The following is a 22633-nucleotide window of genomic DNA, read 5'->3' as shown; positions in this document are numbered from 1 at the left end:
GGGTATCATTGTAATCCATCGCATTACTATCAGCGAAAGATTAGTCCGCTTGCAGGACGTAGACCTATATTCGCGAGAATTCCTCTGGCTTGGCCTCATCAGAGAACCAACATCGCAAACTGATCGCCATCAGCGGCCTTAACTTTTCATAGTGCAGACGATCAACAACAGGCGAGATCCGCATAGCATCGCAGCATTTGGATATCGAAAAGCGTAGAGTCCCGTATCGCCCTACGATAGAAAAATTCGTACACGAACGGGAACGGGCGCAGAAATTGCAACATTTGGATGACACCCATGCTTGAGCGTTTTCCCGGCTTCCATACGAAGAATCCGGAGGTGAATCGAGAAATACTTTTTGCCAACTTCAACGTTACTCATTTTGACTGTCAATTTCGAGAAAGACCATTTGTCGCCAAAGCAAATTGGGTTGATACCAAGTATGTCCGGATCACGAGTGCATTTTGCAGCACGTCAACTGACATAACGTATGATGCAGCGCCGGTGGTCCGGCAATTTCTGCAAGCCCATCCCAAAACACACGTAACGTTCAACCACAGAGCTCGATCGGATGAGCTTTCGGCGTCGAATGCCTCAGTCGTAATTCCCGCGGGCTCTTCGTTTCGGGGAATCGCGTCAGGCGAGCACGGAGTTATCGCCCTGAGAATCGAGATTGCTGCACTGAAGACCGTTGTGAGCGCGATGCTCGGAGAGGATATTCCGGCCGAGCAACTTAATGCCGAGCCGTGGACAAACGATCGTTTCGGAAACAGCATGAGAGCCGCCGCCGCCCAATTTATTTCTGATCTGGACTCCGTGATGGAAGGCGATTCGTTTGCCGCTGAGATTTTTGGCCAGGCGCTTCTCGTCCGATTGCTAATGAGCTGCTCAATACAATTTAGTCCGAGACTTAAAGGCCACGTATCATCACCTTCGTTGAACCAGTTGCGTCGGGTTGAGAGCTATCTTGCTGCAAACTGGCAGAAGGACATCGACATTAAGGATATAGCCGACGAGTTCGGGATGAGCGTCCGAAGTATCTTTCGCTATTTCAAATCACTTCGGGGCATGACTCCCAATGAATTCATGCGACAGTTCAGATTAGAAAGAGCGCGCAGCATGTTGGAGGCAGCTGAAGAATCCGACACAGTCATGATGATTGCAATTCGCTGTGGTTTTCAAAGTATGGGACATTTTGCACGCGCATATCGTACTGCGTATGGCGAGCTACCCTCGCAAACCTTGTTAAGAAGGAGATCCAGAACACCTGACGCGGGTGCGTAGGGTTCTGAATCGACGCAGAACGCAGGCGATCCATCCGGGTGCTGTGCCGCAGCTATTATCCAAGGAATCCCCGTGAGTACAGCGTCTCGCTCGCTGTACGCGAGGTCTGGTCGCCGCGCTCAGCGCGCGCTGTCGATGATCATGCCCCCATCCGGGGTGAGGCTATACCCCGTCATAAACTGTGCGTCCTTGCTGGCGAGAAACAGGACCACCGGCGCGATGTCTTCCTCTGGTGATCCGTGCCGCCCAAGCGCGTTGACTGCCGGAGGAGCGTCCGCACCCCAGGTGTTTGCGATCGGGAGGAGGTTATTTACAGTAATCTTGTCGGCGCCCCATTCGCGTGCGGCGACACGGGTTAGGGCGCGAACGGCTTCCTTCGCCATGTCATAAGGGGCGTACTCGACCATGCCGAGAACACCGGCCAGGGAGGCGAAGTTAATGATGCGCCCCTCTCCGCTCGCTTTGAGGTGCGGATAGCATGCTTGCATTGTTCGCAGATAGCCGATTGGGCCCATCTCGAAATTGCGTTGCAATTTTTCGACCGAAAGCTCGATGACCGAGGAGAACACCGCGGAGGGATCGAAAGCGTTGTTTACGAGGATATCGATCCCGCCATAGGCGGCGACCACTTTGTGAACCGCGGCCTTGATTTGATTAGCATCGCTGATGTCACAGACGATACCGAGCGCTGTGCCTCCGGCGGCCTCGATGTCGGCGACGACGGCGTCCACATTGGCGGGTGTGAGCGAAAGAACAGCCACCTTCGCGCCCTCCGCCGCGAATAGTTTCGCAGTGGCACGGCCGATGCCGCGACCACCGCCCGTTACGATGGCAACTTTATCTTTGAGTCGACCCATGCTCATCTCCATTCGCTAAGACTTAGTTGGTGTTCAGCCGCGGCCCGCGCGTAGGGCGACGGGATTTCGCGCGCGGCGTTCTGCGTCATGAAAGAGACGATCAGCAGCACTAGACCGATCACCGCGGGTAGCGCACCCACGGGCTTTCGGACGCCGATATGCGCTAAGCCGGACAGCATTAGGTGATAGAAGATGCCTGCGTAGGCGAGATCGCTAAGCGGCACGCTGACGCGCGTCAGGACTGCAGCCGGTCCAAGGATCTTCACCACGATCATCAGTGGCACCAGGTGGGCGGCGTGATAGCCCAGATCGCCTTGTGCCTTTCGGACGAAGTCCTTCTTTGTCAGGTATAGAACTCCGGACGAGAGATACAGCGCCGACAAGAGCGCCGTGCTGATCCAATAGATATAAGTTTCAGCCATAAGGTCTTCCTGATCACGGTTGCTATCGCAACGTCCGTTTCATCGATGTTGTTGGTAGGACTGGAGGCGCTTTTATTTGCGCGTCTGCTGCACTCATCGAAAATGTCGACTATGATCGATACGATCAAGTAGGATGAAATACTTGCGGCAAGTATGGAAAACCAGACTATGGCTGACGAAGAGATCAACATGCACGAGGAAATGCGGCGTGCATTTGCACTGCTCTCCGGCAAATGGAAGCTGGAGATCATGTGGCTGCTCAATGAGCGGGTCTACAGGTTCGGGGAGCTGCGGAAGGCAATCCCCGGCATCACCCAGCACATGCTGACGGCACAACTGCGCGAGTTGGAAGCGGACGGTCTGGTGTCGCGCACAGTGTTCGCGGAAGTGCCTCTGCGAGTCGACTATGAGATCACGTTAAAGGCCCGCGGACTTGGACCGACGATGGAGGCGCTAACGGCTTGGTGGCTCACATATGGAAGTAGCGTACCAGCTAAACCGCGCTCACGCGGTCGTAAAGCTAAGAACGACTAAATCCAACGAATTAAGTGCTTGCTTGTCAGCCTTCATAACGCTCAGCCCCAGCATGCTGGCAACGATCAAAGAGGCGATGATCAGACGGCGACGCTTCATTTTTAACTCCGCGGTGAAGTCAAGGATGCTGCTCGGATGGTTTGGAATAACCGTCGGCTGTGTCCCCGCCCGAGACGTGATCGTTCGTATTCCGACGCTGCAGGAGCTGCGCGAACCGACGGATGACGACGTAGAAGACTGGCGTGAAGATCAATCCGAATACCGTCACACCGAGCATGCCGAAGAATACCGTCGTGCCAATCGCGTGCCGCAGCTCGGCGCCAGCCCCCTTGGCGATCATCAGGGGCACTACGCCGAGGATGAAGGCGAGTGACGTCATCAGGATCGGCCGCAACCGCAACCGGCAGGCATGTACAACAGCATCGACGATGGTCTCACCTTGCGCTTCGAGATCACGCGCAAATTCGACGATCAAGATCGCGTTCTTAGCAGCAAGGCCGACGAGGACGACAAGCCCGATTTGCGTCAGGATGTTGTTGTCCTGCCCCATCCACATGACGCCGGCGATCGCCGAAAGAAGACACATCGGCACGATCAGGATCACGGAAAGCGGAAGGAACCAGCTTTCATACTGTGCTGCCAGAACGAGGAACACGAAGACGACGCTGAGCGCAAACAAAGCCCCGCCCCCGGCTGCGAGCTTCTCCTGGTAGGAAAGCTCAGTCCATTCGGTCGCATACCCGTCGGGCAATGTGTTGGCCGCGATCTCCTCTACGATTGTCAAGGTCTCGCCGGAGCTTACGGTCGAGATCGAGTTTCCGATGACCTCCGCGCTTGGATAAAGGTTATACCGCGGCACCCGGTCCGGGGCGCTGATCGTCCGGAACGTCGCGAGCGAACCCAGCGGGACCATGTCGCCTGAATCACTACGCGTCTTGAGTTTCGCGATCTGCTCGACGTCGAGCCTGCTCACACCTTCCGCTTGGACAATCACCTGATAGGTGCGCCCCGAAAGGTTGAAGTCGTTCACGTACGAGCTTCCGAGGTAGGCTTCGAGCGTTTCGTGGACACGCTGCGTGGGAACGCCCAGCATCTCGGCCTTGGTTCGATCGATATCGAGGAAGTAACCAGGGGAAGTCGCGCTGAACGGCGAGAAAACAAACGATATGCGCGGATCGGCCCTGAGTGCATCGAGCAGTTTGCGCGTGACCGCATCCAACTGGGCGGAACCGCGATTGTTGATGTCCTGGATACGCAGTGAGAACCCGCCCGATGCACCGATACCCCGCATCGTCGGCGGCGTCAGGATGGCGATCCTGGCGTCGGTGATATCCGAGAAACGCTTTTGCAATTCGGCCTGGATCGCGGCGACCGACTTAGACTTATCGTGCCGTTCGTCAAAGGGCTCCAATTGGGTAAAGACAACGCCCGTATTCGAGCTCAGCGTTCCGGTCGAGAAGTTTTGTCCCGCGAAAATGTGCGACCATTCAACTCCCGGAACCTGCCGAGCCCGCTTGCCCATCTCCTGTACCACGGCGTCGGTTCTCTCAAGCGAGGACCCCTGAGGCAGCTCGGCGGTAGCTATGAGATAGCCTTGATCAGCGGCGGGAACGAAACCCCGCGGAACTATCGAAAATATCCAGAGCGCCATGCCTACGAGAACCGCGTAGACGATCAACATTCCGGCTGCGCCCCCGACTACCTTGCGAGTCAGCTTGCCGTAGGCTTCCGACAATGCGTCGAAAAGCCGGTTGAAACCGTTGATCAGAACCTTCGCCGCTCGCGAGATGATGTTTCGCTTCCGAATGCGTTCAGCGTTGTGAGGTTTCAGCAACAGGCCAGCGAGCGCGGGACTGAGCGTCAGAGAATTGAACGCCGAGATGACAGTCGCCACGGCAATCACGACGGCGAACTGGCGGAAAAACTGTCCGGTAATGCCATCGAGAAACATGGTCGGAACGAAAACCGCGACCAGCACCAATGCGATCGAGACGAGCGCTCCGCCGACTTCGTCCATGGTTTTGCGAGCAGCGTCCTTCGCAGACAGGCCTTCATGGAGATACCGCTCGACGTTCTCCACCACGACGATGGCATCGTCCACCACGATGCCCACCGCGAGCACCAAGGCGAACAATGTCAGGGTATTGATGCTGTAGCCAAACGCGGCCATCGCCGCGAAGGTGCCCACAAGCGAGACCGGGATGGCGAGCAACGGAATGATCGTCGTCCGGAAGCTTTGCAGGAACACGACAACGACGAGAACGACAAGACCGATCGCTTCGTAGATCGTGTGCTGCAGCGCGTCGATCGACGTTCGAACGAAGAATTCGGTTGGGTTGTAGGTCATCAGATAATCGACGCCCGAAGGCAACTTCGGCTTGAAACCCTTCATGACGTTCTGGACGTCTTCGGAGGTCTGCAACGCGTTTGTCCCGGGGCGCTGGAAGACAAGGATCGCAACGGCTGCCGTGTCGTTGATGTACGCATTCGTCCCGTAGTCACGCGCACCGAGCTCCGCCCGACCGACGTCCTTCAGGCGAACGATGCGCCCGTCGTCTCCCCGCTTGACGATGATCTGCTCGAACTGGGCGGGATCGACGAAGCGCCCTTGCACCGAGATAGGCTCCTGGAATGCACGCTTCGCCGAGATGGGCGGTCGGCCGAGATTGCCACCCGCAACTTGCACGTTCTGGGCGCTCAGAGCCGACACCACGTCGGCCGCGGAAAGACCCATCTCCGAAACCTTGTCCGGATCGAGCCAGATGCGCATCGCGTATTCGCGCTCCGCGATAATCTGGGCGTCACCGACGCCGGGCAAGCGCTCGAGGACCGGCACGATCTGCTGGGCCGCATAGTTCGACATGTAGAGTTGGCTGCGACTGGAGTCCGGCGAGATCAACTGCACGACGAGGAGAAAGTCGGGCGAGTTCTTCCGGACATTCACACCGACTCGCCGGACGACCTCGGGAAGCCGCGGCTCGGCCAAGGCCACCCGGTTCTGAACGAGGACCTGAGCCTTGTCGAGATCGGTTCCGATCTTGAAGGTGACGGTGAGGTTGAGACGGCCGTCTTGGGTCGCTTGCGACTGCATGTACAGCATGTCGTCCACGCCGTTCACCTCTTGCTCGATCGGCGTCGCTACGGTGTCAGCAATGGTCTGCGCGCTCGCGCCAGGATACTGAGCAAGAACCGTCACGGTCGGCGGCACCACTTCCGGATACTGGGAGACCGGCAGGCGACTTGCGGCGACGACGCCGATGATGAGCATGGCAATCGACATGGCGATGGCGAAGACAGGTCTGTCGATGAAGAAGCGACCAATGTTCATCGGATAACGCCTCCGGTTTGCGCGTCAGCATTTCGCTGGGCGCCGGACGGGCCGTCCACGACCGCAACGGCCTCCCCGGCCCGGATGTTCTGAGATCCTGACGATATCACCACGTCGCCAGCGCCGACCCCGTCGCGTACCAGACGCAGACCGTCGATGAGCGGCCCCAGCGTGACGTTACGGAGGCGTGCCTTGCCGTCCTCAACGACGAAGACGACGCGGGCCCCTTGATCGGTAGAAACCGCTTGGTCCGGAATCATGACGGCGTCATGCGCGGCCGTACCAGCGAGTTGAACTTTGGCAAACAGGCCCGGCGCCAAGGAAAGATCCTTGTTACCCACGATGGACCGCATGCGAACCGTGCCACTGCCGCGATCGATCTGGTTGGAGACGAAGTCCAGCTTGCCAGACCTTGGAAATCCCTTATCACCCGGTAGCGCAATTCTAACAGTGTTGATGCCTTCGCGCAGGCTTGGCCGGGAACCGTCCTGCATTGAGCGTACGTATTTGAGATAGGCGTCCTGATCGACGTCGAAGGTCAGCCGTATAGGATCAAGCGACACAATATTGGTCAGAAGGGTCGCATTGGTATCGCCGCCGCTGATCAGATTCCCCACGCTGACGGTGTGCGTGTCGATCCGTCCGGAAACAGGCGCGCGCACTTCCGTGAATTCGAGGTTCAATTTCGCGCGGTCCAACGCGGCATTTGCCGCTGCAAGGCGTGCTTCCCCCTGACGTACCGTCGTGGTGCGCTCGTCGAACGTGCGCTCCGGAACTGTATCGGATTTGCGAAGGACTTCGGCGCGCGCCAATTCCTGGCGTGCGAAGCCCAGTGTCGAATCCGCCACCTTCGCGTCAGCCTCAGCCGACGCCGCGGCCATCGCAAACGGGCGGCGATCGATCGTAAAGAGAAGGTCTCCCTGCTTTACCATCTGACCGTCCTGAAAATGGATGGCAGTCAGATATCCGCTCACTCTCGCCCGAATCTGGACGCTCTCGACCGCAGTGAAGCGGCCAGTGTACTCGTCCCACTCGGTGACCGCTTTGATGGTAGGCTTCGCAGCAACGACGCGCAGTGCATTTGGCTTGGCATCCTCGACCTTCTTCGCACCGGCGTCGCAAGCTGCGAGCGACAGAGCGGCCAGAAACACTAACGCGACGCGCCCCGGGGCTGCGAGCGGATGGTGGGTCATATCGTTACTTTGCGGCTGCGGCGCGCGACCGTCTTAAAAGCGGATCTACGCGTGATGAACTTGAACTTGGAGCCTGCGGCGACGGGGCACCGTGGCTGGCGGATCTGAGGCCGACGACGACCTCGGACACCGCTCACGAATCCTCATCGTGGAACATACGGACCTTGAATCAGGTCGTGGAGTCAGCCGACGTTTGACGTCGCAATGAGCTCCGCTCATCGTAGTTTCCGCCTGTTCGGGCCGTCGTGGTGTTGCGACGAAATGTCCGCCACCCTAATTTGCCCGGACGATCAACCTTGAGAGCCTCCATGAAGCCCCACGTTATCTGCCACATGGGAACGTCGCTCGACGGCCGCACCATTCCGAGTCGCTGGCGCCCCACGGACGCCCAAATCGGCGATCTCTATGACCGCCTGCATACCGAGATCGATTGCGATGCGTGGATCGTCGGACGGGTCACCGGCCAGGAATTCGCAAAGCGTAAGGGCGGCTATCCCTCAACAACATCGAACAGCTATCCCCGCGAGCCGTGGATTGCGACGCGCGATGTGGACGCCTATGCCGTTGTTCTGGACGAGCGCGGCAAGATCACTTGGGGCCGCTCCGACATCGGCGGAGACCACATCGTCGTCGTACTCTGCGAAGCAGTTCCGGACGCCCATCTCGCCGGTCTGCGGAGCGAGGGAATCTCCTACGTCTTCGCGGGTAATGAGAAGCTCGACCTTTCCACTGCGCTTGAGGTCTTGAACAGCGAACTCGGCATCGAGCGGTTGCTTCTTGAAGGTGGCGGAAACATCAACGGGGCATTTCTGCGCGCTGGATTGATTGACGAAATCAGTCTTATCCTGGTCCCGGCAATCGACGGCGCTTCGGGAGTTCCGGCGCTTTTCGATGGACCCGATGCATTGGAAGAGACGCCTACGCCGATCCGGTCCATCACGCTGCAGAGTTGCACGCTGAAGGAAGGCGGCAACGTTTGGCTACGCTATTCGGTAAAATCTGAATAGTGGATGAGCTCAGTTCATCGCGGCATCAACTCGGTGCCGATTGTTGAAGTCCCCTCTTCCTCTTAGTTGCTGGTCGGTCGCGGTCTTCCGCACGGTTCCACAGCAACAGAGTGAACAGATGGCATCCTTGACGGCAGTTCCGCTTTCTACCGAGGCCGATCAGGTGGTACATCCGTCCTGGAGCGGCATTTACGCGATGGCAGTTTGCGTCGCTGTGCTGATTGCCTCTGAATTCATGCCAGTGAGCTTGTTGAGCCCGATTGCCGCCGATCTCGGATTGACCGAAGGTCAGGCCGGTCAGGCCATCGCGATCTCCGGCGTGCTCGCCGTGATCACCAGCTTCTCGATCGCTTCCATCGCCGGAAAGTTCGACCGCAAATGGGTTTTGCTCGCGCTGTCATCGCTTCTGATCGTCTCCGGCGTGATGGTTGCCTCAGCTCCAACCTTTGCAATTCTGATGGCCGGGCGCGCCCTGCTCGGCATCGCGATCGGCGGCTTCTGGTCGATGTCGACCGCGACGATCATGCGGCTTGTCCCCACGGCGTCCCTACCACGCGGTCTTGCTATTGTTTATGGCGGTAATGCTTTGGCAGCCGCGGTTTCCGCTCCCCTTGGCAGCCTTCTGGGAGGCATCATCGGTTGGCGCTTCACATTCCTGAGTGTGGTGCCACTCGCGGTCATCGCCGTCGTCTGGCAGGCCATCACGCTCCCGAAGATGCCCGCCGTTGATCGCGTCGATACCGGCGGCACGTTGCGTGTGCTCGGCGACCGGAACGTCGTGCTCGGCCTATTCGCCGTTGCCATGCTCTTCCTTGGGCAATTCTCGCTCTTCACCTATCTCCGTCCATTCCTTGAGCAGGTGACGGGTGCGACTGTCTCGATGCTCTCAGCAATGCTGCTCGTCGTGGGCATCGCGGGATTCATCGGAACCTCCTTCATTGGCCGCGTCATCGGCAATCGGCTTCGTGCTCTTCTTGCCGTCATCCCGCTCATCATGGCCGCAACCGCGATCGCACTCGGCGTATTCGGCAAGTCTTCCATAGTGACCGCACTCCTGCTCGCCGTATGGGGACTCGTCAGCACGGCAGCTCCCGTCGTCTGGTCCACCTGGTTGTCGCGAACACTGCCGCAGGACGCTGAAATCGGCGGCGGCCTCATGGTCGGCACAATCCAATTGGCGATCACGATTGGCGCCGCGGTGGGTGGCATCGTGTTCGACGCGAGAGGTCCCGTGGTCGATTTTGTCGGAAGCGGCTTCGTGCTGGTCATTGCTGCCATTGTCGCTTTCGTCGGAGTTCGCGATGCGGCGGCTCGGCCCCAAGGGGCCTGACAGCGGTTGGTGGATGAGCAGCATTCACTAAGGCGTTAAACGAACCACACGTAACCAAAACCGATCTCGCGGCTTAACTTAGAAGCATTCGAGGAACGGTGGAGATGATATGCAGAACCCCCAATTCGACCTTTCGCGGCGGGAAATCCTCGCTGGCAGCGCTGCGACGGCGGTGATGGCGATCACCCCCGGCGCAAATGCGCAGACAACTGGTTCAGGTCCGGCACCGGCACCCATGCCCGTTGCTTTCGACGTGAACGGTAAGACCGTACATCTCGATCTTGATGCCCGTACCACTCTGTTAGACGCGCTACGCGAGCATCTCCATCTGACCGGTACCAAAAAGGGCTGCGATCACGGCCAGTGCGGCGCCTGTACGGTGATGGTTGACGGCGTGCGCATCAACTCCTGCCTCACGCTCGCCGTGATGCACGAAGGAGACCGCATCACCACCGTCGAAGGACTGGGCACCCCCGCCGACCTCCATCCCATGCAGGCGGCCTTTATCAAGCACGATGCGTTCCAATGCGGCTATTGCACTCCCGGACAAATTTGCTCGGCGGTGGCAGTTCTGGCCGAAATCAAAGCTGGCATTCCGAGCCACATCAGCGGTGACATCTCGGCCGATCCGCAAGCCACGGTCGATGAGATCCGCGAGCGGATGAGTGGCAACATCTGCCGCTGCGGCGCCTATTCCAACATAGTCGAAGCAATGTCCGAAGTCGGAGGGATCAAGGCATGAAGGCTTTCACCTATGAACGCGCCACCTCCGCGAAGGATGCCGCAGCCAAGGCGATAAAGACCCCAGGAGCCAGATTTATCGCAGGTGGCACGAATCTACTCGACCTCATGAAACTGGAGATCGAGGCCCCGCGACATTTGATCGACGTAAACGGTGTCGGTCTCGACAAAATTGAGAATACTGCCGACGGTGGCGTGCAGATCGGTGCGCTTGTCAGAAATACGACGCTCGCCGCGGACATCCGAATCCGGAAGGACTACGGGGTGTTGAGCCGCGCTCTCCTCGCCGGCGCATCCGGGCAGCTCCGCAACAAAGCGACCACTGCGGGCAATCTGTTGCAGCGAACCCGCTGTCCGTATTTTTACGACACCAATCAGCCCTGCAATAAGCGGACGCCTGGCTCCGGTTGTTCGGCGATCGGGGGATATAGCCGCCAGCTCGGCCTCGTGGGTGTAAGCGAGGCCTGTATCGCCACCCATCCGTCCGACATGGCGGTCGCCATGCGCGCGCTCGACGCGAAGATCGCCACCGTGGATGCGGACGGACGGACGAGAAGCATTCCCATTGCGAATTTCCATCGCCTACCGGGGGACACCCCGCATCTCGACACGACACTGGCTCCGGGAGAAGTGATCACGGCGGTGACGCTGCCGCCGCCAATCGGAGGCAAACACATTTATCGGAAAGTGCGCGACCGGGCCTCCTATGCTTTCGCTCTCGTCTCGGTAGCTGCCGTGCTTCAGCCTGACGGCACGGGACAGGTCGCCGTCGGCGGCGTGGCACCGAAGCCGTGGCGCCTGAAGGATGCTGACGCCGAGTTGCCGCGCGGCCCCAAGGCTTTCTCGGACCGTCTGCTCGCAGACGCCAAACCGTCTGGCGACAACGCATTCAAAATCCCGCTCGTCGAGAGAACCATGGCAGCAGTGATGAACGAAGCGAGGCAGAAATGAAATTCGAGAAACCCGCAGGAACAAATCCGATCGACCGCATGCTGGTCGTTGGTCAACCGCTGCCCCGCATCGACGGCGCACTGAAGACGACCGGTCGTGCTACCTACGCCTATGAACATGACGTCGTCACCAATCCTGCCTACGGCCATATCGTCGGGGCGTCGATCGCCAAGGGGCGTATCGAACGGATTCATCTCACCGATGCCCGTCGTGCCCCGGGCGTCATTACGATCGTGACTGCGGCCGAGGCTGGAAAACTTGGCAAGGGCAAGTTCAATACCGCCAAGCTTTTGGGCGGCCCCAACGTCGATCATTATCACCAGGCAATCGCCGTGGTCGTCGCCGAGACCTTCGAGCAGGCCCGCTCCGCAGCCGCGCTGGTGCGCGTGGATTACTCTACCTCGTCCCCCGGAAACTTCGATCTCGATACGGCATTGAAGTCCGGAAAGCTTGTGAAAGATCCGAACGGCGCGAAGGACGGCCCCCTTGAAGACCGCGTCGGCAACTTCGAGCAAGCGTTCGCTAGTGCGGAAGTGAAGCTGGACAAGTCGTATACGACGCCCGACCAGAGCCATTCCGCGATGGAGCCTCATGCAACCATTGCAGCCTGGGAGGGGGAAAAACTCACCGTCTGGACCTCGAACCAGATGATCGACTGGGGTCGTACAGATCTGGCGACAACGCTCGGGATTAAGAAGGAGAATGTCCGCATGGTGTCGCCCTATGTAGGCGGCGGCTTCGGCGGCAAGCTCTTCCTGAGGACCGACGCCTTGATGGCCGCGCTCGCCGCCAGGTTTGCGAAGCGCCCCGTCAAGGTCGCCCTGCCCCGTCCCTTCATCGCCAACAACACCACGCACCGGCCTGCCACGCGGCAGCGTGTCCGGATCGGAGCAATGAAGGACGGGGCGATCGTTGCAATCGCGCATGAGAGCGGCTCTGGCGACCTGGCGGGCGGCGGCCCGGAGACGGCCGTCAATCAGACGAGGCTGCTTTACGCTGGCGCAAACCGTCTGATGTCGATGCGGCTCGCAGTACTGGATCTCCCCGAGGGCAACGCCATGCGTGCTCCAGGCGAGGCTCCTGGTCTAATGGCTCTGGAGATCGCAGTGGACGAACTCGCCGAGACCCTCGGTATGGATCCGATCGAATTGCGCGTCCGCAACGACACACAGGTCGATCCTGAGAAACCGGACCGACCATTCTCACAGCGCAATCTCGTACGCTGCATGGTCGATGGAGCAGCGCGCTTCGGTTGGGACAAGCGGAATCCGGTGCCGGGACAGACCCGCGACGGTCGTTGGCTCGTCGGAATAGGGATGGCAGCGGGCTTCCGGAACAACTTGAACCTACCGTCTGGAGCACGCGTCCGCCTTCGCCGCGATGGCATCGTCGTCGTCGAGACCGACATGACTGACATCGGCACCGGCAGCTACACGATCATCGCGCAGACAGCGGCCGAGATGATGGGTGTCGGGATCGACAGGGTTGTCGTGCTGCTCGGTGACTCCGCCTTCCCAGTCTCTGCCGGTTCGGGTGGTCAATTCGGCGCAAACAGCGCGACATCCGGCGTTTATGCTGCCTGCGTGATGCTGCGGGACGCTATCGCGCAGCGCCTCGGCTTCAACTCTGCCGACACCACCTTTGCCGATGGCGAGGTCCGTAGCGGCAACCGATCGGTCCCCCTAGCCGACGCCGCTCGCCAAGGCGATCTGGTCGCGGAGGACAAAATCGAATGGGGTGATTTGAGCAAAACCTATCAGCAGTCAACGTTCAGCGCGCACTTCGTTGAAGCAGCCGTCGATGGATTCACCGGCGAGATCCGCGTTCGTCGGATGCTCGCCGTCTGCGCCGCGGGCCGCATCATCAACCCGCGAACGGCGCGCAGCCAGGTCATCGGCGCTATGACGATGGGTGTAGGCGGTGCGCTGATGGAAGAACTCGCGGTGGACAAGCGGCGCGGTTTCTTCGTGAACCACGATCTCGCTGGCTACGAAGTGCCGGTCCATGCCGACATTCCGCATCAGGACGTCGTCTTCCTCGATGAAGCCGACGACAAGGTCTCACCGATGAAAGCCAAGGGTATCGGAGAACTTGGCCTGTGCGGTGTGGGAGCAGCCGTGGCGAATGCCGTCTACAACGCCACTGGCGTCCGTGTCCGGGATTACCCCATCACGCTGGACAAGCACCTTCGGGCGCTGCCGGCGATGTCCTGATCTCCTACTCGCGGTGACGCAGCGCCTCGACGAGGGCAACGAAGGCTGGCGACGACTGCCGTCGGCTCGGATAATAGAGATAGTAGCCGTCCCACGGCGGCGACCATTTCTGCAAAACGCGAACGAGCCTTCCCTCCTCGACGTAGGGCAGGATGATCTCTTCCGGAATGTACGCCAATCCAAAACCGTCCAAGGTCGCTTCGAGGGCGTCGAAAGTGTTATTGAAGGCGAGTTGGCCATCGACGCGAACCTTTATCTCTCGGCCGTCATTCTCGAATTCCCACGCGTACAGGGCGCCGGAACTCGGCAGCCGGAAGTTGATGCACGTATGGCCAACCAGCTCCTTCGGATGAAGCGGCGTCTGACGACCGACGAAGTAAGACGGCGCGCCGACGACCGCGAGACAAAAGTCAGGTCCGATACGCGCTGAGATCATGTCCTTGGCGAGATGTTCGCCCATGCGCACTCCTGCATCGAAGCGCTCGGTTACGATGTCGCTGAGACCGTTGTCGAGGACGAGCTCAACCTTGATGTCAGGATACTGAGGCAGGAATTTCCGCAGTTTTGGCCAGAGGACGTGCTTGATGGCATAGTCAGCCGCCGCGATCCGGATTGTCCCGGCCGGCTTGTCTCGTAGTTCGTTCAACGCATCGACCTGAATTTCGATCTCGTCGAAGTGCGGACCGATGCCATCGAGCAGTCGCTCGCCCGCTGCGGTCGGCGACACGGCTCGGGTCGTGCGTGTGAGCAGTCGAACCCCAAGCCTTTCCTCCAGCAAGCGGATGGTATGACTCAACGCCGACTGCGAGACGCCCATCTTGGCGGCGGCCTTGGTAAAACTGCGCTCGCGGGCCACAGCGATAAACGCCGCCAAATCGTTGATGTTCTCGCGCGCCATTGATGAATTATCCTCATACCAAAATGTCAATTATACTCGGAAAAATCAATATGACGTCGACGGTCTGCGACGAGGTGACCTCCATAGTTCCACTATTCATGAGGAAACCTCATGATTACATACCGCTTTCAGGTGCTAGTTGATGATAGGGTTCCGGGTTACGTTTTGCGAATATGCCAGTTGATCGATCCGACCTAGCCGATTTCACGTATTTCTTGGCGATTGCGAAGCATCGCAGCTTTCGCCGTGCCGGTACCGAACTTGGCGTCAGTGCATCTGCGCTGAGCCATTCTCTAAAGGGATTGGAAGCCCGTCTCGGCGTTCGACTTTTGAACCGCACGAACCGTAGCGTCACGCTCACGACGGCTGGTGAGCAGCTACGGGACGCCATCAGTCAGCCCTTCGACGCCATTGGTCACGCGGTCGAGGCCTTGAATAATTTCAGGGACACGCCTTCAGGGCGGATTCGACTGAACGTCATGCAAGATGCAGTGCCGCTATTGTTGGGGCCAGTCATGCCGACCTTCGTTGATCGTTACCCGGACGTCGATATTGATCTGGTCGTCAGCAACCGGATGGTGGACGTAGTCGAGGAAGGTTTTGACGCTGGAATCCGTTACGGCGGTACTGTTCCTCAGGACATGATCGCTTCACGGCTATCGGCCGATTTTCGTTGGGTTGTCGCGGCCTCTCCCGCCTACCTCGAACGCTTCAGCGTACCAACCCATCCAGACGATCTGCGAAATCACCGGTGCCTTCGCCTTCGGCTTGGCAACGACCGCATCTATCACTGGGAGTTCGACAAGGGCCCTGAACACATTGAGATAGATGTCCCTGGCTCCATCACCATCGATGAGTCGGGAGCCGCGATGGCCTTCGTACGCGGCGGCGTCGGCCTTCTGTTTGTCGCCGAGCCGCTCATCATGCCGCAACTTGCCAGTGGAGAACTGAAGCTGGTGCTAGAAGATTGGGCTACGCCTGGCCCCGGATTTTACATGTACCACCCCAGTCGGCGGCAAATACCGACCGGTCTGCGACTGCTGTCCGAGCTGATCCGTGAATTGCGTCCGATGGGACTATAGATATGCCTTTCAGAAATCGAAATCAGAACAACCTTGGGGCAGACCTCACGGCGTACTCCCGCAGCGCCTAATGCGAATAGTCACCATTCCCAATCAGTCGTCGGTCGCCAAAGCCTACGAGCAGTTCGACGACGACGGCAGAATGAAGCCGTCTCCGTATTGCGATCGCATCGTCGACATCGCTGAGGAACTGGTAAAGCTCACGGTGCTGACGCGGGGTGTCTCTCCAACATCTCCCATGGGAGACGACCAAGCTGCGCTTCGCGCTAATCCCATCGACGACCGCTTAGCGTGGAGACCATCTTCTGGATTGTGGTGTCATGCCAGCCTTTGGCCCGATGCCAATAAGTTTGCCACCCAGACATCGACATCTAAAAGTATACGAAGCGGTGCAGTCACGGATTTGGCTCTGGTTGCCATGCGGCTTCAGTCAGGCGTGTAGCATCTTCCATGAGATCAATCTCGTCCGAGAGGTCGCTGGGGCCTTGAAACATACCCTCAGCAGCCAACCGTTCGTTGGCTATCTCCAACCGCACAACCTTGGTCGCCCTCGGCAGCAAGGTTCGCCGCCATTCGCCCGGCGCTATTCCCTCAACCCGCCGGAAGGCGCGGCTTAGTGCGGTGTCGGAGTCATAGCCGACCCTGACAGCAACTTCCGCCAAGCCCGCGCCCTTCCGCATAAGGGTCTTGGCGCGATACATCCGCCACCGCGTCACATAGTTCAGCGGCGTCTCGCCGAGAACCGAACGGAAGCTTTGGGCGAAGGTCGAGCGCGATACGCCCGCGACACGCGCCATCTCCTCGACCGTCCAGTCGTGTGCGATGTCGGCATGAACGGTGCGAATGACCTTGGCCAATGGTCTGTGCCTCAGCGCCGCAAGCCACCCGCTGGCCTGCGTCCCGTCCGCCGCAACCCATGCGCGGATTGTTTGGATGAAGAGCACATCCGTCAGTCGCTCGACGACCAAGTCCGCGCCGAGCCCCTCCGCCCGGCTCTCCAAGCCAATGAGCCGCAGGGTGGTCTCAAGCAAATCGAGGTCATCATGCGCCAAGCTGACATGGAGCAAGTCGGGCAACAAGGCCAGCAGGGGCTCAGCCGCGATCGGGTCGAACGAAAGACGCGCGGACACCATTTCCATCAGAGGGCCACCGCCGCCATGGTTGACAGTGCGGTCCGGGATGGTGGTGAAACCCGTGGCTTCCGAGAAGCCAGGCAGGGCCGAAAATAGCTCGGCGCAATCCACGATGGGGCTATCAGGCCGATCCGCCATCGCGAAACGCACACCCTCCTTGATGATGAGACAATCGCCCCTGGCGACTGCCAGAGGAGCCGTAGCCTCTGACAGGAGCCAGCCTGCGCCTTCCGCAATCATCACCAGCCGGGCCTGATAGCCGGTGTCGAATGCCACGCCCCAGGGCGCGGACATGCGGAACCGAACGTAAAGCGAACTCGCCACGCTCATGGCGCTCACAACATCATCGAAAGGATCCATCCGAACTCATTATCGGACGATCGGTCAGGAATCAAGGACGCTGGACTATTAATCATCCGATCTTGGCAGCCTAAGGTGATCTCCTAGATTGGAGAAAGACATGCACAGCTACAGAGCTAAAAAGATTGGATCGCTCGACGACCTGAAGATCACTGACGAGGATCTTCCCGTTCCCGGACCTGGACAGGTTCGGGTCAGGGTCCGCGCCACGGCCCTCAACTTTCGCGACCTCGCGCTACTCACCGGGATGTTCCCGGCTCCCGCCAAGGCGGACGTCGTTCCGCTGTCAGATGCGGCTGGTGAAATCGAGGCGGTAGGATCGGATGTAACCCGCTTTGCAATCGGCGACCGCGTTGTCAGCAGCTTCTTCCCGACATGGTTCGGTGGCGCCTTCGAGACTGCTGGCGAGCAATACTCGGTCCAACGGGATGGCTGGCTGACCGAGTACAAGGTCGTCGACGCGGAAGCCCTGGTCGCCGCGCCCGATGGTTTGTCATTCGCAGAGGCCGCTACCCTGACCTGCGCGGGCGTCACCGCCTGGTCGGCTCTTGCCGGCGTCCGGGCGGGCGACATCGTGTTGACGCAAGGTACGGGCGGCGTTTCAATCTTCGCGGTGCAATTGGCCAAAGCGTTGGGTGCGCGTGTCATCGCCACCACTTCAAGCGTGGAAAAGGCCGATCGCCTGCGAGCGCTGGGCGCTGACGAGGTCATCGACTATCGCGCCGATCCGGAATGGGGCTCCACTGCACGCGCAATGACCGATCGGGGGCTTGACCGTGTTGTGGAGACGGGCGGCGCCGCCTCGCTGGCGCAGTCGATCAAGGCGATCGCTCCCAGTGGACAGATATCGCTGGTCGGCGTGCTCGGCGGCTTTGCTGGCAGCGTCGATTATATGGCGATGTTCCTCAGTCATGCTCGATTCCAGACGATCACGACCGGCAGCCGCCGCGATCTTGAGGAACTCACGCGCTTCGTCGCGCGAACCGGTCTGAAACCCGTCATCGACAGCAAATTTACCTTCGCAGAGGCGCGGGCGGCGATCGAGCATCTCGGCAAACGCCAGGTGTTCGGCAAGGTTATCATCGAGCACTGAGCTTTCATCGACCTCCTAAAAGGATTTCAGAATGAGCGCCTACGCCATCTTCATTCGCGAACGCACCCGCAACGCGGGCGAACTGCAGACCTACGCGGAAATGGTCACTCCCCTGCTAGGGGTCACGGACGCAACGGTTCTCGCAGCCTATGGCCCTCAGGACATTCTTGAGGGCGCCTCACCGGAAGGCGTGGTGATGGTCAAATTCCCGACCATGAAGGCCGCCCGCACCTTCTACGACAGCGCCGAATATCAAGCCGCTGTTCGGCATCGCTTTCTGGGCGCGGATTATCGTTCGTTCATCATCGAAGGAATTGGCGACTGAGATCGATTGCCCGCTTCCTACTCAGAAAATGCCGCTGCAGGTAGGACGCGGTCTCCGCCGTTGAAATATCAAACCGCAATTTTTACATGGCATTGGTTATAAGTCTCGGACAGCCACAGTCGCCCTTAGGTCGAAACTGTTCATCCTCGTGGAATACAATGAATTCCTTCCACGCAGCGATGGTCATGAACCCATCCGAAATGCCCGACAGCCGGTCGCTTCGATCGGTCAGGAACCATAGCGTTTGATAGACGGCCAGATCCGCCATGGTGAATTGATCGCCGCACATCCAAGGTCGACCGTCCCCCGCAATTCGTGCTGCCGCCATCTCGATTCCTCGCGTACTAGGGGTTGGGAGCCCGCGCATGGCCGCGCGGTCTTCCGACAGCTTGGGCGGCATCAAGTCGTGGTTAGTTCCCCAAGCCAGAAGCATGACCGTTCCAAAGAATGTCGTCTCAGCCCTAGCTGCGATCGCGTTGGCGACACCAAGCGTTTGGTTAGAATAGAGCGGAGGATCCGGGAAACGGCGGTCAAATCTCTCGGATGATCAAGCTCGTGTCGCAGTAGATATCCGCTCCGATCTGCAGAACCGAAGCTCGTCGATATCCACCGGCCAAAGCGACGAGTGCAGGTTTTGGAAGGACCGGGGACGATGACACTCATCCACGATAGCCCTTTAAAGCCGAGTGCGACGCGCACCTTCTCCGGATAGTTGGAAAAGTCGTAGTGGTGTAGGATTAAGTCCGACACAGGAGAACCCGCTAGATCAACGCCCTCGGGTGGTTATTCTTCGGTCTCGCTTACTGGCGTTCGATGCCAGCCTCGCTGACCAGCCGCCCCCATAGCGTCATCTGATCCTTGACGAACTGGTCCATCTCCTCGGGAGAGCTCGAGAAAGCATCCATCCCGCGAGCGGCCAGTTCCGCCTTCACTTCCGGACGATCTATGACCTTCCGCAGTTCCGTATTCAGCTTGACTACGATCTCCTTTGGGGTCCCAGCCGGTGCGAACCAGCCCTGCCACGACGTAATGTCGAAGCCGGGCACGCCTGCTTCGTCCATGGACGGGAGATCGGGTGCAAGAGCCGAACGTGCCTTGGTGGTAACTGCCAATGCCCTCAGGTCGCCGTTGCTCACCATCGGCATGCCCGTGAGAATGTCCACGAACATCATGGTGACGCGCCCACCGATCACGTCGGTGAGCGCGGGCGGATTGCTCTTGTAAGGAACGTGCTGCATGTCGAGCCCCGCTTGGCGAGCGAAGGTCGCGCCCGATACATGCGACGATGAACTTCCGCTGGCGAAGGTCAGCTTGCCCTGATTGGCCTTGCCATAGGCAATCAACTCCTTGACCGATTTCACGGGTATCTTGGCATCCACGACGAGCATGAACGGAAGGTCGCCGGTGCGAGCGATAGCCTTGAAGTCCTTCTGGGGATCATAGGCCAATGTCTTCAGCAGGAACGGATTGGCCGAGTGCGTCGTGTTTGTCGTTGCGAAAAACGTGTAACCATCGGGCTTCGCCCGCGCAACGGTCGTCGCCGCAATGCTTCCGTTCGCGCCAGGCTTTGCGTCGATGATGAATTGCTGGCCAAGGCTCTCGGACAAATACTTGGTTATGATACGCGTCGTCGTATCGGTACCGCTACCCGGACCGAACGGCAGGACGACCGTGATCGCTCGTGAGGGATAGTTCGCCTCCTGTGCGGAGGCCTGCACCATCATGGCCGTCAACAGCGCGACGGTCGCCGACCAGAGCCGATTTCTCATAAGATCCTCCCTTGGAAAGGGCGACCTTCAAACGGGTCGCACCACAAACGCGCCCTATCCGGGCGTCATTGCGGCGCATAAGAACATACTACTTAGTATGTCGCAACATACTTGAGAGTATTTTTTGGGCGTCATTGTCGCGGCTGAAAGGATCGATTGCGAAGGCGTCGTTGGCTATTTCGGGGATAGTCCTCTGACCGCGACATCAGCCAAGGTCTGTGCGATCGCATCCAACTCCTTCTGCGGCTGTCCCTTGCGCGGCGAGTACCAAATTGTGATCCAGTTGATCGTGCCGAAAAGAGCCTTTGCCGCGAGGCCAACTGGCATATCGGCGAAGTGACCTGTCTTGATCCCCTCAGCGATGATCTCGGCAAAGAGTTTTTCGTACTGCTTGCGTTTCAGAACGATGCTCCGGAGCGTTTTCACGTGCTTGGTTGCCGCGTCGCCCAGCAAACGACGCTCCAACCCCTGCACCGCCACCTTTTGGATCGCATAGTCGGCGATGAGCATCTGGGCGTGCTTCAACGCCATCCTGGACAGCTTTTCCTTAGGAGCGCCTTTCCCTTCTGCGATCGGTGCGATCTCACCGATCAGGGTCTTCATCGCGACGATTTGAATCTCGAAGAAGAGGTCTGGCTTGCTGTCGAAATGATGATAGACGCGACCTTTGGTCGAACCCAACCGCTCGGCGATCAGGTCGATGGACGTTGCGGCATAGCCATATTCGGTGAAGACCTCCGCTGCCGTCCGAAGAATTTCGGTACGGGAATCGAGCTCGTCGCTCTGTTCCGGAAACTCGCGATCATCGAGCTCCGCTGTCTTCAATTTCGCCTTGGTCCGCACTTCGATTCCTCGCCGTCCTGCTGGATGCCCATGATAAGCTACGGCATTGCCGGACGCATCAGCAAATACCTCACGCAACATCGCCGATAGCGGGGTTTTCCGGCTTCGACCACCCCGCTTCTCTCAGGATCGGTTCGGTATGCTCTCCCAATCGAGGGGCCGGTCGTTCCGGATCGGGCGGGGAAACCGTCCAGCGTCCGGTCGATTTCATCGCCCGGATCGGCCCTTCGGTGGGATGTTCGATCTCGTCAAAGAAACCGACGGCCTTCAGGTGCGGATCGTCGATCAGACTGTCGATGGTGGCCAGCGGAACGGCGGGAATATCGGCTCTCTCCAGTTCCTGTAACCACCAATCGGTCGGACGTGTCGCAACAGTCTTCGCAACGATCTCGTAAATTGCATTGGTATTTCTGGTTCGGCTTGCCACAGTCGAGAAACGCTCGTCATCGAGAAGACTTTCGAGGCCAACCAAGCTGAAGAAGGTCTTCCATTGCTTGTCATTCACGAGCATGAGGCAAACGACGCCGTCCGAAGTCGGAAACGGTCTTCTGACAGATGCGTACCTCTCGAAAACGGTCGGTCCGAGCGGTGGTTCATAGGTGCGGCCAGCCATGTGATCCGACAGCACCATGAAGGCCATCGTCTCGAACATAGCCACCTCGACATATTGGCCCTCACCTGTCCTGAGACGGTGAAAAAGAGCGCCAAGTGCAGCGTTGGCAGCATTCATGCCCGTCACCCGGTCAGCGACTGCAATGGGGGCGTATCGCGCGCCACCCTCCAACGACGCACCGAGTGAAGGGATGCCGACGGCAGCCTGGATGAGGTCGTCATAGGCTGGACGATCCGAATACGGACCGCCGCTCCCGTAGCCGACGATGCTCACGTAGATCAAGGACGGGTTGACCGAACGCACGTCCTCATAACTCAGCCCGAGCCTTTGCATCGCCTTTGTACGGACATTGCAGATCAGGACGTCTGATTGCTTGATCAAGGCCAAGAAGGCGCTGCGGCCGTCTTCGGATTTCAGGTCCAGTGCGATGCTCCGCTTTCCGCGGTTGGCATGGAGATGCATCGGGCCCATTCCTTGGCCGCTCCGCGAGACGCCGATGTTTCGAAGGTTGTCGCCTTCCGGCGTCTCGACCTTCGTGACATCGGCTCCCATCTCGGCCAGGGTTTGCGCAGCGCAAGGCCCGGACAGCATCGTTGTGAGGTCGAGAACCCGAACACCTTTTAGAGGGCCTGCCATTGTAAACTCCCGATCAGTTTG

21 protein-coding genes and 1 pseudogene are annotated in these 22633 nt (G+C 59.0%); 11 read left to right on the top strand and 11 right to left on the bottom strand.

From position 1 onward, the window contains the following. The first annotated feature begins 297 nt into the window (after positions 1 to 297). On the top strand, positions 298 to 1284 hold the full coding sequence (locus AB7951_RS12240) for a helix-turn-helix domain-containing protein (RefSeq protein ID WP_441255817.1): 987 nt from the start codon (positions 298 to 300) through the stop codon (positions 1282 to 1284). A gap of 119 nt (positions 1285 to 1403) precedes the next feature. On the opposite strand, the gene AB7951_RS12235 is transcribed toward AB7951_RS12240, so the two are convergent. Both AB7951_RS12235 and AB7951_RS12230 read right to left on the bottom strand, forming a co-directional pair. Continuing rightward, a complete protein-coding gene (locus tag AB7951_RS12235; RefSeq protein WP_441255816.1) occupies positions 1404 to 2141 on the bottom strand; it encodes an SDR family oxidoreductase in 738 nt (245 codons plus the stop codon). Positions 2142 to 2143: 2 nt separating this feature from the next. Continuing rightward, positions 2144 to 2563 carry a DoxX family protein gene (locus AB7951_RS12230; protein ID WP_439066488.1) on the bottom strand — a complete coding sequence of 140 codons (420 nt, stop codon included), beginning with the start codon at positions 2561 to 2563 and terminating at the stop codon, positions 2144 to 2146. 153 nt (positions 2564 to 2716) lie between these two features. On the opposite strand from AB7951_RS12230, the gene AB7951_RS12225 reads away from it, so the two are divergent. Continuing rightward, on the top strand, positions 2717 to 3097 hold the full coding sequence (locus AB7951_RS12225; RefSeq protein WP_439066489.1) for a winged helix-turn-helix transcriptional regulator: 381 nt from the start codon (positions 2717 to 2719) through the stop codon (positions 3095 to 3097). Between the two features lie 118 nt (positions 3098 to 3215). Here the strand turns inward: AB7951_RS12225 and AB7951_RS12220 are convergent, their stop codons facing one another. Both AB7951_RS12220 and AB7951_RS12215 read right to left on the bottom strand, forming a co-directional pair. Next, the gene (locus tag AB7951_RS12220; RefSeq protein ID WP_441255815.1) at positions 3216 to 6425 is read right to left on the bottom strand and encodes a multidrug efflux RND transporter permease subunit; all 3210 of its coding nucleotides are present in this window, start codon (positions 6423 to 6425) and stop codon (positions 3216 to 3218) included. Further along, on the bottom strand, positions 6422 to 7618 hold the full coding sequence (locus tag AB7951_RS12215; protein ID WP_441255814.1) for an efflux RND transporter periplasmic adaptor subunit: 1197 nt from the start codon (positions 7616 to 7618) through the stop codon (positions 6422 to 6424). The genes AB7951_RS12220 and AB7951_RS12215 overlap by 4 nt, the downstream gene beginning before the upstream one ends. A 308-nt stretch (positions 7619 to 7926) precedes the next feature. Here AB7951_RS12215 and AB7951_RS12210 point away from each other — a divergent pair, with 308 nt between their 5' ends. The 5 genes from AB7951_RS12210 (at position 7927) to paoC (ending at position 13860) form a co-directional block, all read left to right on the top strand. Continuing rightward, positions 7927 to 8625 carry a dihydrofolate reductase family protein gene (locus AB7951_RS12210; RefSeq protein ID WP_441255813.1) on the top strand — a complete coding sequence of 233 codons (699 nt, stop codon included), beginning with the start codon at positions 7927 to 7929 and terminating at the stop codon, positions 8623 to 8625. Positions 8626 to 8743: 118 nt separating this feature from the next. Beyond that, on the top strand, positions 8744 to 9955 hold the full coding sequence (locus AB7951_RS12205) for an MFS transporter (protein ID WP_441255812.1): 1212 nt from the start codon (positions 8744 to 8746) through the stop codon (positions 9953 to 9955). 109 nt (positions 9956 to 10064) lie between these two features. After that, positions 10065 to 10697 carry an aldehyde dehydrogenase iron-sulfur subunit PaoA gene (gene paoA, locus AB7951_RS12200; protein WP_441255811.1) on the top strand — a complete coding sequence of 211 codons (633 nt, stop codon included), beginning with the start codon at positions 10065 to 10067 and terminating at the stop codon, positions 10695 to 10697. Beyond that, positions 10694 to 11647 carry an FAD binding domain-containing protein gene (locus AB7951_RS12195; protein WP_441255810.1) on the top strand — a complete coding sequence of 318 codons (954 nt, stop codon included), beginning with the start codon at positions 10694 to 10696 and terminating at the stop codon, positions 11645 to 11647. Before paoA ends, AB7951_RS12195 begins: the two co-directional genes overlap by 4 nt. Further along, on the top strand, positions 11644 to 13860 hold the full coding sequence (gene paoC, locus AB7951_RS12190) for an aldehyde oxidoreductase molybdenum-binding subunit PaoC (RefSeq protein ID WP_441255809.1): 2217 nt from the start codon (positions 11644 to 11646) through the stop codon (positions 13858 to 13860). Before AB7951_RS12195 ends, paoC begins: the two co-directional genes overlap by 4 nt. A 4-nt stretch (positions 13861 to 13864) precedes the next feature. Here the strand turns inward: paoC and AB7951_RS12185 are convergent, their stop codons facing one another. Next, positions 13865 to 14758 carry a LysR substrate-binding domain-containing protein gene (locus AB7951_RS12185; protein ID WP_441255808.1) on the bottom strand — a complete coding sequence of 298 codons (894 nt, stop codon included), beginning with the start codon at positions 14756 to 14758 and terminating at the stop codon, positions 13865 to 13867. Between the two features lie 173 nt (positions 14759 to 14931). Between AB7951_RS12185 and AB7951_RS12180 the strand changes: the two genes are divergently transcribed. Next, positions 14932 to 15840: a LysR substrate-binding domain-containing protein gene (locus AB7951_RS12180; RefSeq protein ID WP_441255807.1), complete on the top strand. Its 909-nt coding sequence runs from the start codon at positions 14932 to 14934 to the stop codon at positions 15838 to 15840. A gap of 64 nt (positions 15841 to 15904) precedes the next feature. Continuing rightward, positions 15905 to 16066, top strand: a pseudogene (locus tag AB7951_RS12175) (arsenical resistance protein ArsH); the annotation flags it as partial. A 169-nt stretch (positions 16067 to 16235) separates the two neighbouring features. Here AB7951_RS12175 and AB7951_RS12170 read toward each other — a convergent pair. Then, on the bottom strand, positions 16236 to 17333 hold the full coding sequence (locus AB7951_RS12170) for a cupin domain-containing protein (protein WP_441255806.1): 1098 nt from the start codon (positions 17331 to 17333) through the stop codon (positions 16236 to 16238). Between the two features lie 100 nt (positions 17334 to 17433). Between AB7951_RS12170 and AB7951_RS12165 the strand changes: the two genes are divergently transcribed. Beyond that, positions 17434 to 18426, top strand: a complete 993-nt coding sequence (locus AB7951_RS12165) for a zinc-binding dehydrogenase (RefSeq protein ID WP_441255805.1) — start codon at positions 17434 to 17436, stop codon at positions 18424 to 18426. A 31-nt stretch (positions 18427 to 18457) separates the two neighbouring features. Further along, positions 18458 to 18751 (top strand): DUF1330 domain-containing protein, encoded by a 294-nt coding sequence (locus AB7951_RS12160; RefSeq protein ID WP_439066500.1) that lies wholly within the window; start codon positions 18458 to 18460, stop codon positions 18749 to 18751. 82 nt (positions 18752 to 18833) lie between these two features. On the opposite strand, the gene AB7951_RS12155 is transcribed toward AB7951_RS12160, so the two are convergent. The 5 genes from AB7951_RS12155 to AB7951_RS12135 form a co-directional block, all read right to left on the bottom strand. Further along, positions 18834 to 19184 carry a glutathione S-transferase C-terminal domain-containing protein gene (locus tag AB7951_RS12155; RefSeq protein WP_439066501.1) on the bottom strand — a complete coding sequence of 117 codons (351 nt, stop codon included), beginning with the start codon at positions 19182 to 19184 and terminating at the stop codon, positions 18834 to 18836. Next, entirely contained in the window at positions 19151 to 19501 is a 351-nt protein-coding gene (locus tag AB7951_RS12150) for a glutathione S-transferase N-terminal domain-containing protein (protein ID WP_439066502.1), read from the bottom strand. The genes AB7951_RS12155 and AB7951_RS12150 overlap by 34 nt, the downstream gene beginning before the upstream one ends. 50 nt (positions 19502 to 19551) lie before the next feature. Then, complete coding sequence (locus AB7951_RS12145; RefSeq protein WP_439066503.1) at positions 19552 to 20520, bottom strand: Bug family tripartite tricarboxylate transporter substrate binding protein; 969 nt, start codon at positions 20518 to 20520, stop codon at positions 19552 to 19554. A 174-nt stretch (positions 20521 to 20694) separates the two neighbouring features. Beyond that, positions 20695 to 21444 carry a TetR family transcriptional regulator gene (locus tag AB7951_RS12140; protein ID WP_441255804.1) on the bottom strand — a complete coding sequence of 250 codons (750 nt, stop codon included), beginning with the start codon at positions 21442 to 21444 and terminating at the stop codon, positions 20695 to 20697. After that, on the bottom strand, positions 21434 to 22612 hold the full coding sequence (locus tag AB7951_RS12135) for a CaiB/BaiF CoA transferase family protein (protein ID WP_439066505.1): 1179 nt from the start codon (positions 22610 to 22612) through the stop codon (positions 21434 to 21436). The genes AB7951_RS12140 and AB7951_RS12135 overlap by 11 nt, the downstream gene beginning before the upstream one ends. Positions 22613 to 22633: the final 21 nt, after the last annotated feature.

Source organism: Tardiphaga sp. 285_C5_N1_2, assembly GCF_052076065.1.
GTDB lineage: Bacteria > Pseudomonadota > Alphaproteobacteria > Rhizobiales > Xanthobacteraceae > Tardiphaga > Tardiphaga robiniae.
This window is presented reverse-complemented; position numbering and strand designations above follow the sequence as displayed.